General features: G+C 38.3%; 18 protein-coding genes. 10 read left to right on the plus strand and 8 right to left on the minus strand.

All coding sequences use genetic code 11. The features are described from left to right. The first annotated feature begins 106 nt into the window (after positions 1-106). Entirely contained in the window at positions 107-400 is a 294-nt protein-coding gene (locus tag LG336_RS05970) for a hypothetical protein (RefSeq protein ID WP_404331651.1), read from the plus strand. Between the two features lie 115 nt (positions 401-515). Here LG336_RS05970 and LG336_RS05975 read toward each other — a convergent pair whose 3' ends face one another. The 7 genes from LG336_RS05975 to LG336_RS06005 all read right to left on the minus strand — a co-directional run bounded on the left by LG336_RS05975 (position 516) and on the right by LG336_RS06005 (position 5,463). Then, the gene (locus LG336_RS05975; RefSeq protein WP_404331652.1) at positions 516-962 is read right to left on the minus strand and encodes a CBS domain-containing protein; all 447 of its coding nucleotides are present in this window, start codon (positions 960-962) and stop codon (positions 516-518) included. A 285-nt stretch (positions 963-1,247) separates the two neighbouring features. Then, the gene (locus tag LG336_RS05980) at positions 1,248-1,838 is read right to left on the minus strand and encodes a redoxin domain-containing protein (protein ID WP_404331653.1); all 591 of its coding nucleotides are present in this window, start codon (positions 1,836-1,838) and stop codon (positions 1,248-1,250) included. After that, a complete protein-coding gene (locus tag LG336_RS05985) occupies positions 1,831-2,502 on the minus strand; it encodes a hypothetical protein (RefSeq protein ID WP_404331654.1) in 672 nt (223 codons plus the stop codon). Before LG336_RS05985 ends, LG336_RS05980 begins: the two co-directional genes overlap by 8 nt. Next, positions 2,499-2,906 (minus strand): OsmC family protein, encoded by a 408-nt coding sequence (locus tag LG336_RS05990; RefSeq protein ID WP_404331655.1) that lies wholly within the window; start codon positions 2,904-2,906, stop codon positions 2,499-2,501. The genes LG336_RS05985 and LG336_RS05990 overlap by 4 nt, the downstream gene beginning before the upstream one ends. 66 nt (positions 2,907-2,972) lie before the next feature. Continuing rightward, positions 2,973-4,052 carry an ATP-binding protein gene (locus LG336_RS05995; RefSeq protein WP_404331656.1) on the minus strand — a complete coding sequence of 360 codons (1,080 nt, stop codon included), beginning with the start codon at positions 4,050-4,052 and terminating at the stop codon, positions 2,973-2,975. Beyond that, positions 4,039-4,737: a response regulator transcription factor gene (locus LG336_RS06000; protein ID WP_404331657.1), complete on the minus strand. Its 699-nt coding sequence runs from the start codon at positions 4,735-4,737 to the stop codon at positions 4,039-4,041. The genes LG336_RS05995 and LG336_RS06000 overlap by 14 nt, the downstream gene beginning before the upstream one ends. Positions 4,738-4,749: 12 nt before the next feature. Next, on the minus strand, positions 4,750-5,463 hold the full coding sequence (locus LG336_RS06005; protein ID WP_404331658.1) for a cytochrome c biogenesis CcdA family protein: 714 nt from the start codon (positions 5,461-5,463) through the stop codon (positions 4,750-4,752). Positions 5,464-5,633: 170 nt separating this feature from the next. On the opposite strand from LG336_RS06005, the gene LG336_RS06010 reads away from it, so the two are divergent. The 9 genes from LG336_RS06010 (at position 5,634) to LG336_RS06050 (ending at position 11,559) form a co-directional block, all read left to right on the plus strand. Then, entirely contained in the window at positions 5,634-6,206 is a 573-nt protein-coding gene (locus LG336_RS06010) for a sulfurtransferase TusA family protein (RefSeq protein ID WP_404331659.1), read from the plus strand. A 19-nt stretch (positions 6,207-6,225) separates the two neighbouring features. Beyond that, positions 6,226-6,615 (plus strand): DsrE/DsrF/DrsH-like family protein, encoded by a 390-nt coding sequence (locus LG336_RS06015; RefSeq protein ID WP_090742594.1) that lies wholly within the window; start codon positions 6,226-6,228, stop codon positions 6,613-6,615. A gap of 43 nt (positions 6,616-6,658) precedes the next feature. Beyond that, positions 6,659-7,795 (plus strand): MBL fold metallo-hydrolase, encoded by a 1,137-nt coding sequence (locus LG336_RS06020; RefSeq protein ID WP_404331660.1) that lies wholly within the window; start codon positions 6,659-6,661, stop codon positions 7,793-7,795. A 353-nt stretch (positions 7,796-8,148) separates the two neighbouring features. After that, entirely contained in the window at positions 8,149-8,511 is a 363-nt protein-coding gene (locus LG336_RS06025) for a rhodanese-like domain-containing protein (protein WP_404331661.1), read from the plus strand. Between the two features lie 13 nt (positions 8,512-8,524). After that, entirely contained in the window at positions 8,525-8,821 is a 297-nt protein-coding gene (locus LG336_RS06030; protein WP_404331662.1) for a rhodanese-like domain-containing protein, read from the plus strand. A gap of 69 nt (positions 8,822-8,890) precedes the next feature. After that, the gene (locus LG336_RS06035) at positions 8,891-9,286 is read left to right on the plus strand and encodes a DsrE/DsrF/DrsH-like family protein (RefSeq protein ID WP_404331663.1); all 396 of its coding nucleotides are present in this window, start codon (positions 8,891-8,893) and stop codon (positions 9,284-9,286) included. Between the two features lie 57 nt (positions 9,287-9,343). After that, the gene (locus LG336_RS06040) at positions 9,344-10,471 is read left to right on the plus strand and encodes an MBL fold metallo-hydrolase (RefSeq protein WP_404331664.1); all 1,128 of its coding nucleotides are present in this window, start codon (positions 9,344-9,346) and stop codon (positions 10,469-10,471) included. A 33-nt stretch (positions 10,472-10,504) separates the two neighbouring features. Continuing rightward, on the plus strand, positions 10,505-10,732 hold the full coding sequence (locus LG336_RS06045; RefSeq protein ID WP_404331665.1) for a sulfurtransferase TusA family protein: 228 nt from the start codon (positions 10,505-10,507) through the stop codon (positions 10,730-10,732). Positions 10,733-10,782: 50 nt separating this feature from the next. Continuing rightward, positions 10,783-11,559, plus strand: a complete 777-nt coding sequence (locus LG336_RS06050; RefSeq protein ID WP_404331666.1) for a sulfite exporter TauE/SafE family protein — start codon at positions 10,783-10,785, stop codon at positions 11,557-11,559. Positions 11,560-11,774: 215 nt separating this feature from the next. Here the strand turns inward: LG336_RS06050 and LG336_RS06055 are convergent, their stop codons facing one another. Next, entirely contained in the window at positions 11,775-12,548 is a 774-nt protein-coding gene (locus tag LG336_RS06055; protein WP_404331667.1) for an NERD domain-containing protein, read from the minus strand. Between the last annotated feature and the right edge of the window lie 114 nt (positions 12,549-12,662).

Consider the following 12,662-nt stretch of genomic DNA (forward strand, 5'->3'; position numbering starts at 1 on the left):
TTAATAGAAAGATGAACCTTCACCTTAGGCAAGATATTAACTGTTTTTACACATAAATTAGTTACCGATATGAGCAAACTAAAATCAAAGGAAGGGAGGAATGACAATGGAAACATACAATCAAAATGGCCTTCCACCAATTAGACCATATGGGTACGGAAGTGATACAGGTCAGGTGAAAAGTGCACATGATGAAATTGATGTTTATGTAAATGATGAATTTATAGGAAAGAAAATGTTATTAACACAAACAGAAGATGCAAATGATATTGGTGACTTTCTAAAATTACAAGGTGTCGAGAATGTAACGACCGAAATAAATGGCGATCATTATGTGATTAAGTCTGATAACCCCGAGCGGCTAAAACAGGTTTTGGAAGTCTATTTACAAAATAGATAGTTCGTAGGAAAAGATGCAGGAGCGATTGAATATTGCGGAATTGTTCGGTGAAAGTGACCCAAGATTTAAATAAAAGAAAGAGGCCACAATTTAATTGGGCCTCTACATTTATCCACTATGATGCATTAATAATTGAAGTTTGGATTTTACGCATTACATCGCCCCTACTAATTACACCAACGATATGCTTATTCCGGTCAATAACTGGTAACTTTTTAAAATGGTGTTCGGCTAGTAGTGCGACCGCTTTTTCCATATCATCATCTTCAGTGACACAGATGATTTCTTTGGTTTTCGCGATATTGATGATTTCGATGTTTGCTAAATTCCCTAAGCGGGTACCCATGTCTTGTCCTTCATCAAAAGCCATATAAAGAAGGTAATGATAAAACCGGTCTTCAATTGGTTTAATAGCTCTTAAAATATCTCCATCAGAGACCATTCCAATCAATTTCCCGTCCTCACTACAAATAGGCAATCCCCCGATTTTCCTATCAACCAACACTTTCATAACATCTCGGACACGATCATTGGGATGTGCTGTTACAACATCCCGAATCATAAACTCTTTCACCTGCATGTTAAACACCTCGCTGGTAAGCTTTAGAAGTAAAAACTACAATTCTACTATTTAACCCCTATTAAAGTATTTCACTTTCACGAGATAAAGTCAATGGAAGGTGAACTTGGTTTCAGGTTTCAGGTTTTAGAAGTTAGGAGTGAGCTTGCCTGTTTGCCGTCAACTTGAAAAATAGGTGAGGAATTATTTTAGTACTGCCGGCAAATACAGAGGCTTTTAGTTATCATTCAAAAAAGACGTGATGATCACGTCTTTTGGCCATCCTCTTTATTCCATTGCCTTTGTTAAGTTTTCCATCATTGCCTCGTCCATTGGACCGACAATTTTCTTTGAAATAATGCCTTTTGTATCAATCATATAGCTTGTAGGGATGCTAACTGCTTGGTATTGCCTTCCAATATCTCCATCCTCATCTAGAGGTATTGGGAAGGTTAGACCAAAATCATCGACAAATTGTTTAATAGTTGCTTGACCATTATCCATACTTGTCAGGTTAACAGCGAGGATTTCAATGCCATTGTCTTTATTTTTTTCGTAAAAATTTTGCATATGAGGCATTTCTGCTTGGCAAGGAGGGCACCAGGTAGCCCAAAGATTTAAGATAACCTTTTTCCCTTGGTAATCTGAAAGCTTAACACTATCTCCTTCTAGATTTGTAAGTTCAAAGTCAGGAGCTGCTTTGCCCTCCTTAACTGCAGTCAGGTCAATGCCAGGGATGGATTCGTCCGCAGAAATATCTTCTTCAGAAGTATCCGTGCTAGCTTTATCCCCGTCTGTTGAAGTTGGCTTCCATATGTTCACAAATACAATTGCAACAGCCAGTAAAATAATCGCAATAGATAGCAAATTTTTATTCAATGGAACTGTCCTCCTTTTTTATTTTTAAGATAGTTTGGATGGTAATAAGTGGGTCCCCTCTTTTCCCGAAAGTGACGGATAGAAATGCCGTAATGCCAAGCCATATGAAGGTCAGGGCCTCAACCGAAAGAATGGAGTTGAACAAACTAATAACGAAAAGCTGAAGCAACAGGAACAAGAAGAACAGTTGCCCTGTTATCAATCTCTTTTTTCTTTTAAGAATAAAAAGCAAACTTATAAAACAGGCTAATAGAATGACTTGAACAATAGACTCAATCATGTTTCGTTCAATTATGTGAATCAAAGCTTCATGGCTGATAAAAAATAAAAAGAAGAGTTGAGTAGTCTCCTTATAGACGGAAGAATCTTTCTTCCAAGCAAAAAATAGTAAATAAATTGATAGCAAGGCTAATGCTAATAAATGTCCCTTAGTCCCCCCATTAAAATATGCAACGGAAAGGGGCATATCTATAAATAGGTTAAAATTAAAAAGAATGTAGCTTAGCTTCCAGGTTAGAAAATAGAGAAAAAAGCCATTCCAATACCATTCTCCGACTTTTTTTCGTTTAACAACAAGATGAAAGAGGGATGCAGTAAAAAGGGAAGCCACCACAGTAAGCCAAATTGAAGGCAACGATAGGCTACCAATTTGAAAATAACTCATTCCTCACTACCACCACGAAGAGAGACGGATTGAATAGTGAAAGTAATATCAATCGAGTGGATGACAGACTGAATCATGCCGCAATTTTTAACCACTAAGTGAGCGATTTTTTCTACTTGTTGTGATGATAAAGGTTCTTCCGTATAGACCAAGGCAGTAAAAGTAATCTTTTCAATACGATTTGCGTCATATTGGTTTCGAACAGCATCGACTTCTAATTCAAGGCTCTGATAAGGTATGCGCTTTTTTGTTAAAATAATGCGAAGCAAGTTTCCACTACAACCGCTCAAGGAAGACAAAAAGAGCTCATACGGACGAAAACCATTCTGTTCATTAGGTGAAATGGGAAGCAAACCAAAGCCTAAATCACTGCTAATTTTTTCATTTCCAATGATGAATTTCATGTTAACCCCCCTTTTAACTTGATTATCTTTTCTAATTGTTAAGGAATGATTAAAATATGCCTTTTTTTAGGGGAGTGTTTTGTCCGTTACCTTCTCTATAGGCAATTCAATCGAAAATGTATGGTTGGTCCCATCTGTATCCAGGTAAATCATCCCGTGATGGGCAGTAATAATACTTTTAGCGATAGCTAGACCCAGCCCTGCACCGTCAGCCTTCGTGCTTCTAGATTCCTCAATACGATAAAAACGTTCAAAGATTTTATTCTTTTTATCAGGATCAATCCTTTGGCCTTCATGAGAAAAGCGAATCCTGTAATGATCGCTCTCCGTTACACCATATATCGACAACCTACTCCCAATGTTATAGTCGAGGATATTTTGAAGAAGGTTGGTAAATACCTGCTTAATCCCGTCAGGGTTTCCTGTCATGGTTGCTTGGTCAATCTGGATATCTAAATTCACAAACTGATTGTTTAGCTTCAACTGAAAGTTCGTTAAGGTCTCTGATAATAGCGGTTTTATCTCAATTCCTACAAACTCCTTTTCTAAAAAGTAGTTCCCATTGCTCCAGAAATTTAATTCGGTAATGAGTTCGACAATGCGGGTAATTCTACGAGATTCTTCAAGGAGTGAACCAAATAATTCTGGGTCTCCCTCTATCACTTTGTTTTGCAAGGCTTCAAGATATCCATTGATATTAGTCAAAGGGGTACGAAGCTCATGAGCAATGTCACGAAGCATTTCCTCCCGTTGTTCCTGAACCGACATTAGGGTCTCAGACATACTGTTAAAGTTCTCAACCAGTTCCTTCATCTCTCCGGATGTTTTTACCTTTACAAGAGCAGGGGATTTTCCTTCTTTCATTTCATTGGCTGCCTTCGACAAATGATTGATTGGATCCACAATTTTTCTGACAGTGAAATAATGAAATAAGCCAGCAATTATAAAAGCAAAGACACCTACTTTCCACAAGAACCCATTTAATGTCTCTACTAGTTCCTGCCCAACAACCTGTTCGGAATTCACCAAGTAGCAGGCATAGTCTTTTACGGACAACCCTGCAAGCAGAATCACCAATAAAATGACGATGCTATTAAGAGCAACAAGCCTTGATAAAAGATTGGATAACTTTTTATAAAGCCACAAACTTATACCCCATTCCTCTAACGGTCTGAATATAATCCTTTGGTGTCTTTTCCTTAATCTTTTCGCGGAGATGCTTGATATGGACATCAATCGTTCGGTCCGATACACTCTTCTCATTCTTTTCATAAATAGACATAAGAATTTGTTCTCGTGATAAAACTTGATTAGGGTGCTGCATGAAGGTATGAAGAAGCTTAAATTCAAAGTGCGTTAACTCTAGTTGTTTCCCGTTAATCCAAGCTTCTCCTTTTGCCGGTTTAATGGTGAACCCAGTAAAACTTAATTTGCCACAGCGGCTTGCCGTTCTTCTTAAAACAGCTTCAATTCTTACCATCAGCTCAGCAGGACTGAACGGTTTAACCACATAATCATCGGCTCCTAATTTAAAACCTTGGATGCGGTCCTTTTCTGAAACCTTTGCTGTTAGCATAATGATGGGCATCATGCTTTTTAAGTCTTCGCGAACCCATCTTGATAATTCTTCGCCACTTATTTTTGGAAGCATTAAGTCCAGAATTAAGATGCACGGATCTAACGCTTCGATTTTCTCTTTTGCTTCCAAGCCATCTACTGCTTCGGTCACTTCATATCCTTCTTTTGTTAAATAGATATTTAAAAGTTGGCGGATTTTTGGGTCATCCTCGACAACTAAAACGGTTTTTCCAATCAGGCTTTTTTGACTCACTCTTGCTCCCCCTTAGAAATTAAATAAACTAAAAGCTGACAGCCAAGCACTGATTTTCTGCATTTGCCCACTTAGGACGAGAAAACCAAGCCCGACCATAATCATTCCATTTACGACAGCAAGCTTCGATAAATACTTGTTTATTTTTCTCATTGTTTTTAAGGAGTAAGAAATCACAATCGAAATAATTAAAAATGGAATGGCCATCCCTAATGAATAGGCTCCTAACAAGAAAATGCCTTGCGATAACGTATCCGATGAACTTGCTAATAATAAAATCGAAGACAAAGCAAGTCCCACGCATGGAGACCAACCACTGGCAAAGGCGATCCCTAGCAAGATAGAGCTAAACATACTTTTATGCTTTTGTTCCGACTGAATTCTTTTTTCCTTCATTAATACCTTGAATTTTAACAGTCCAGCCATCTGTAAGCCAAAAATAATGATGAGCAAGCCCGCAATTTGCATAATTAAAACACGGTATTGTGCGAGAATTTGACCGATAAAACTTGCGGAAGCGCCTAGTGCGATAAAAATAATACTAAAGCCAATAATAAAACCGATTGAACGAAGATACATCGTGGTTCGATTCACAAGCAATTTAGAGTCTTCAATCTTTCCTCCAGTTAAATGGGTAATATAGGCTGGTAGGAGGGGGAAGACACAAGGCGAGAAAAAAGAAAGGACTCCACCAGCTAAAGCAAAAAATATACCGATATCATTCATCAACATTCACTCCTTTTCATGTTGATTATGGATGCTAATTGTTAAAGTTTAATTAAAAAGTAGCAACAATTCCTGACCAATCCACGGGCATTGTTTCAATATCTGGAAGATGAAAGTAAGCATTGATTCTCGGATAAAAAGGATAATAAAGATGATGAATTGGAGGGAGGATGGTTATGGACGTTAATAAAGTACTTGATGCAAAAGGGCTTGCATGCCCAATGCCAATTGTCAAAACAAAAAAAGAAATGACCACGCTTGAACCAGGGCAAGTCATGGAAATTCAGGCAACAGATAAGGGATCGACTGCTGACCTCAAAGCCTGGGCTCAGAGCACAGGAAACCAATACCTAGGAACCGTTGAGGATGGAGATACATTAAAGCATTATCTCCGAAAAGCGAGTGCGGAGGAAGAGAAAGAGGAGGCCAAGCACCCTCATGTAATGAACCTCGGAGATTTGCAAAATAAGATTGAAGGCAATGAAAAAATCACCATCTTGGATGTCAGGGAGCCAGCGGAATATGCTTTCGGCCACATTCCGGGTAGCATTAATATACCCCTAGGGGAACTGGAGAGTAGGTTTGAAGAACTGAATAAAGAGGATGAACTTCATATTATCTGCCGAACAGGAAGCAGAAGTGATTTGGCCGCTCAGCAACTGACAGAAAAGGGATTTAAGGATGTTAAAAATGTCGTGCCTGGGATGAAAGAGTGGACAGGCGCTGTAAACCAAAATCATTAGACTTAAGGAGGAAATACGAATGAAGGTAGCAATTATTGCAGCAAATGGTGGGATGTTTGACGCTTATAAAGTCTTTAATATTGCAACTGCGGCGGCTGCTACAGACGCAGAGGTTGGCATCTTTTTTACATTCGAAGGATTAAATCTAATTCATAAGGAAGGACATAAAAATTTGCCAATGCCTGCAGGTACTGAGCATTTTCAAGAAGGCTTTAAAAAAGCCAATGTCCCACCTGTTGAAGAACTCGTAAGTATGGCGACAGAGATGGGCGTAAAAATGATTGCTTGTCAGATGACAATGGATGTCATGAGTTTGGAAAAAGAACAATTTGTTGAGGGAATTGATGTTGGTGGTGCGGTTACATTCTTAACCTTTGCGAAAGATGCCGATGTCACCTTAACTTTCTAAGAGTAAAGTTCATTTTTTACAACCATTAATAAGGGGTGAAAAAATGGCAGAGGAACAAACAGTGAAAACGATTAGCGTAAAAGAGTTAACCCAAAAAGTTCTTAGTCACGAGAAAGTATTTATTTTAGATGCACGAAACACAGATGATTTTGATGACTGGAAAATTGAAGGGGAAAACGTAGAGGTTATCAATGCGCCTTATTTTGATTTACTTGAAGGTGTCGAAACGATTGTGGACAAAATGCCGAAGGAACAGAACATCTACGTTGTATGTGCCAAAGGTGGATCTTCGGAGTTTGTGGCCGAACAGTTGGTTGAGGCTGGTTTTCCTAATGCTTATTCTCTTGAAGGCGGCATGAAATCATGGAGTGAACATTTAGAACCGATAAAAGTGGGCGATCTAAAGAATGGTGGGGCCATCTACCAATTTGTTCGAATTGGGAAAGGCTGCCTGTCCTATTTAATTGAATCAAAAGGTTTATGCGCGCTGATTGATACCAACCGAATGCTTGGACCCTATGAGGAGTTCATTAAGGAACACAATTTAAAGTTAACACATACACTGGACACACATCTCCATGCGGATCATATTTCAGGTGGTAGAAAATTAGCAGAAAACCATGGGGCCATGTATTATCTTCCCCCTAAAGATGCGGATGAAGTTCAATTTGAATACAATCATGTCCATGACGGCGATGAATACAAGATTGGCGAGACAACCATAAAAGCTTTATACTCCCCTGGGCATACTATTGGAAGTACCTCTTATATAGTAGATAATCAGTATTTACTTACAGGAGACATTCTATTTATTGATTCTATTGGCCGCCCAGATTTGGCTGGTAAAGCGGAGGATTGGGTTGCAGATTTAAGGGAAACACTTTATAAACGCTATAAAGAATTAGCGGATGATTTAATCGTCCTTCCGACTCATTTTATGACCCATCATGAAATGAATGCAGATGGAACCGTATCAGAAAAGCTCGGGGTTTTATACGAGCAAAACCATGGTTTGAATATTGAAAGCGAAGAAGAATTTAGAAAAACGGTTAGTGAGAACCTGCCACCGCAACCGAATTCTTATCAAGAAATTCGGGAAACCAATATGGGGAAAATCACTCCTGAGGAAGAGCAACAGAGAGAAATGGAAATTGGTCCAAACCGTTGTGCGGTTAGGTAGTGAGGATGGGATGAGCGAAAGAAAGACCGATTGGCGTGAATTCGCAATTCACGCCTTTTTTTATTATTACCCTGCTAGGTATTTTACAAAATCCTTATACTATGAAATAATGGTCTTCCCTTAGTAGTATATTGTTATTTTAACTACTTGTTGATTGGAGCGGTTTATCAGTATCCACGATTAATACAGCCTTAAAAACAATTCCAAAATAGATTTTAAAAAAAATTCATTTTTACTGTTGACATTATACCTATAGGGGTATATTATTAACCTTGTCAGCACGACAATGACCAATCAAACATAACCATTAAACAATCGTGGTTATGAAACCAATACTGAGAGGTGGAGTCAATTTGGAATACGTTAATTATATACTCATTGCGATCATCGCTTTTGTTTTTATTAAACGACTGATTCCTGTTAAAGGAATTAGGCATATATCAACAGGCGAGCTCAAAAATGAATTAAAGGATAAAAACAAACAATTCATTGATGTTCGTACCCCAGGTGAGTTTAAAGGAAATCATATTAGGGGATTTAACAACCTTCCTTTACATCAATTGGCTCAAAAATCTAACAGTTTGAAAAAGGATAAGGAAGTTGTGGTCATTTGTCAGAGTGGAATGAGAAGCCAAAAGGCATGTAGCCAATTAAAAAAATTAGGATTTTCAAATATAACGAATGTAAAAGGCGGAGTTAGCGCCTGGAGACCATAAGGAGGTAAATGAGATGAAACAAATCACAGCTAAAGAAGTTGAAGCGATGCTAGAGAAAGATCCTTCTTTAAATATCGTGGACGTAAGGGAAGTAGATGAAGTAGAAACTGGTAAAATTCCAGGAGCTATTCATATTCCTCTTGGTTTATTAGAATTCCGTATGCAGGAGTTAGATAAGTCAAAAGAATACATCATGGTGTGTCGCTCAGGTGCAAGAAGTGGTCGTGCCTCTCAGTTCCTCGACTACCACGGCTATAAGGTAATCAATATGACAGGCGGCATGATGTTTTGGGAAGGCCCTACTGAGTAATTTTTTTACTCTTTCAAATACCCCTTGGGGTTATATATTATAAAGATTTTAAAAATAGGAGGAAGAAAAATGACTAATAGAGTCGCAATTATTGCAAGTAATGGTGGATTATTTGATGCTTATAAGGTGTTTAATATTGCAACGGCTGCAGCTGCAACCGAACAAGAGGTAGCGATTTTCTTTACGTTTGAAGGATTAAATTTAATTCACAAGGAAGCAAATCAGCAACTACCAATGCCTGAAGGAAAAGAACATTTTGCAGAAGGGTTTGCAAAAGCGAATGTTCCAGCTATCCCGGAGATGGTTGAAATGGCAAAGGACTTAGGTGTTAAACTTATTGGTTGCCAAATGACAATGGATGTCATGGGGCTAGAAAAAGAAGCTTTCGTTGATGGAATCGAAGTAGGCGGAGCGGTAACCTTTTTAGAGTTTGCTAAAGACGCGAATGTAACCTTAACGTTCTAATCATCATTTATTTTAAATATTTTTTTACGAATAATAATACCATAGGGGGTAAAACTAATGGCAGTAAATGCAATGAAATCAACAGAGGTAACACAAAAGGTTTTTAATAAAGAGAGTCTATTCATTTTAGATGTTCGTAATGAGAGTGATTTTCAGGATTGGAAGATTGAAGGGGAAAACTTTCAATACCTAAATATTCCTTACTTTGAATTGCTTGATGGCGTAGAAGAAATCATGGATCAAATTCCAACAGACATGGACGTTTTGGTTGTTTGTGCCAAAGAAGGGTCATCTGTGATGATCGCGGAAATGCTTTCTGAGGAAGGGCGCGATGTGGCTTACCTTGAAGGTGGAATGAAGGCTTGGAGTGAACATTTAGAGCCAGTTAAGGTTGGCGATTTAAAAGATGGTGGAGAACTATACCAGTTTGTACGAATTGGGAAAGGTTGTCTATCTTACATGGTCGTTTCAAATGGCGAGGCAGCACTTATTGACTCAACTCGTATGACGGATATTTATCTTGATTTTGCAAAGAATATGGATGTTAAAATCACTCATGTATTCGATACACATTTACACGCTGATCATATTTCTGGTGGTCGTACGATTGCGGAGAAAACTGGTGCAACTTACTGGTTACCACCGAAAGATGCAACGGAAGTCGTATTTGAATACCAGCCACTTGAGGGTGGAAATGATGTGACGATTGGGGAAACAAAAATCAATATTCACTCCCTATATTCACCAGGACACACGATTGGATCAACATCCTTTGTGGTTGATGAAAAGTTTCTTCTTTCTGGTGATATCTTGTTTATTGATTCTATTGGCAGACCAGATCTTGCTGGTTTAGCACAAGATTGGGTTGGCGATTTAAGAGAAACGCTATACAGCCGTTACCGTGAGTTATCAGATGAACTAGTTGTTCTTCCAGCCCACTTTATGATTATCGAAGAATTAAAAGAGGATGGAAGTGTTTCTGAGAAATTAGGTACATTGTTTGCTAAAAACCATGGCTTAAATATCGAAGACGAAAACGAGTTCAGAAGTTTAGTAACAGAAAACCTACCTCCGCAACCAAATGCGTATCAGGAAATTCGTGAAACGAATATGGGGAAAATCACCCCAGATACTGAACAACAACGTGAAATGGAAATTGGACCAAATCGCTGTGCGGTACGCTAAATCATAATTTTTTTACAACAGGGGGATGTAAGAATGGAAGCAAAAAAAGTATTAGATGCAAAAGGGCTTGCGTGCCCAATGCCAATCGTAAAAACAAAAAAGGCAATGAATGAGCTTGAAGCAGGGCAAGTACTAGAGATTCACGCGACAGATAAGGGTGCGAAAAATGATCTGCAAGCTTGGGCAAAATCAGGCGGTCATGAGCTTGTAAAACATGAAGATGAAGGCGATGTACTAAAATTCTGGATTAAAAAGGGGTAAATCATAGGGAACCATTTTGGTTCCCCTTTTAAAAGGGGGTAACATACGGGATGGATTTTGGTTTTATATTTGCAATTTTTTTAATTGGTTTTATCGGATCATTTATATCCGGAATGCTCGGTATAGGTGGTTCAATTATTAAATATCCGATGTTATTATATATTCCACCGATGCTAGGTTTCGCTGCATTCACTGCCCATGAAGTTTCGGGGATTAGTGCCGTGCAAGTGTTTTTTGCGACCATTGGTGGGGTTTGGGCTTACCGTAAAGGCGGTTATTTAAATAAATCATTAATAGCTTATATGGGTGCTAGTATTTTAATTGGTAGTTTTATTGGTGGATATGGTTCTAAGCTGATGTCGGAAGCTGGAATCAACTTAATCTATGGGATCTTGGCACTAATTGCCGCCGTGATGATGTTTATTCCTAAGAAAGGCATTGACGATATTCCACTTGACCAAGTAAAGTTTAATAAATGGATTGCGGCTTCGCTATCTTTAATTGTGGGAGTCGGTGCCGGGATTGTTGGGGCAGCAGGGGCGTTTTTGCTCGTTCCAATTATGCTTGTTGTATTAAAAATTCCAACTAGAATGACGATTGCCTCATCATTGGCAATTACGTTGATTTCTTCCATTGGTGCTACAGTTGGGAAAATCACAACAGGACAAGTGGATTGGGGTCCGGCTGCGGTCATGGTCGTGGCTAGTTTAATTGCGTCTCCACTCGGTGCAATAGTAGGGAAAAAGGTCAACACCAAGGTATTGCAAATCATTTTAGCTGTATTGATTCTAGCTACTGCCATCAATATTTGGATCGATATTTTATAAAAAAGGGTAGGTGATCCAATTGGAAAAGGAAAAGAGAAATGATTGTGGCCCTACTGGTTCTTGAGGAATTAATCAAAAAACAACCTCAGGTCGGCGTAAAAGCGTTTCGCCAGTGTGACCTGGTGTTTGGGTGTGGCTCCTGGTAGGAGTCGGTATGTTGATTACGAAATTGTTTTAGGAAAAGAGGCTTATAGCAGCCTCTTTTTTGTTTGAAATTAAGCAATGAATCGGCATTTTGGAAAGCTACTGCAGCCCTTGAATTCACCTTTTTTACCTTTTCTCATCACTAGGTGGCTCCCGCATCTAGGGCAGATGTTACTAGAAACCTTAAGATCTCGCTCGCTTCTGTCGTTTTTAAGATACTCGACATGTTTTTTGCTTTGTTCTTTTTGTGCTTTGCGATCTTTGAGAATATATTGAGATAATAAATGCATTACCTTTTTTCTATTAAAATAAGTTAAAGCGTTTGTATTTGCACTTTCCTCCAACTTGATGTGGGAAAGAAGTTGATGGCAATTCATAACGGTTGCCTGTTTAAAAGGCTGTGTAAATTTTAATTCAGCTTGTCTTCCAAATACAATAATTGAATGAATGGGAACATCATTTAAATTGTCTCCAATTGCAACTCGAAGTGCCTTGATATGCCCAGAGTTTTGCCAGATAGGATTATAGAACTTATCCTTTCTTTTATAATTGGTTTGTGTCCAAGTTTCTTTGTGTTCAGACCCAGTAATCCAACCTTTATAATTTTTCGTTTCAATAACAAAAATCCCTTGTGGGCCGATGAGAACGTGGTCAATTTGCGTGGTTTTACCATCTTCTTTTGGTAAATAAAGATCATTCATTAGTATGTATTCATTTGTGTCCAGAGTATTTAAGATTCTAGCAACTTGTTTTTCCCCAGCAATCCCTTTGATTTTTGGTAAGTTCCATTTAAACCATACTAAAGCTGCTAAAATTAAGCCGAGAAACAGATAGTATGTCCCCATTTTCTATTTTCCTCCTAAAATTATTTTTTCGATATATTATTAGCTTATCATACTATAGACCTATAGATTGGGAATTTTCTATATTATTCCTTTTTTTGTGATAGTCTATTTTAT

The sequence above is a fragment of the Mesobacillus maritimus genome (assembly GCF_044803185.1).
Taxonomy (GTDB): domain Bacteria; phylum Bacillota; class Bacilli; order Bacillales; family Cytobacillaceae; genus Mesobacillus_B; species Mesobacillus_B maritimus_B.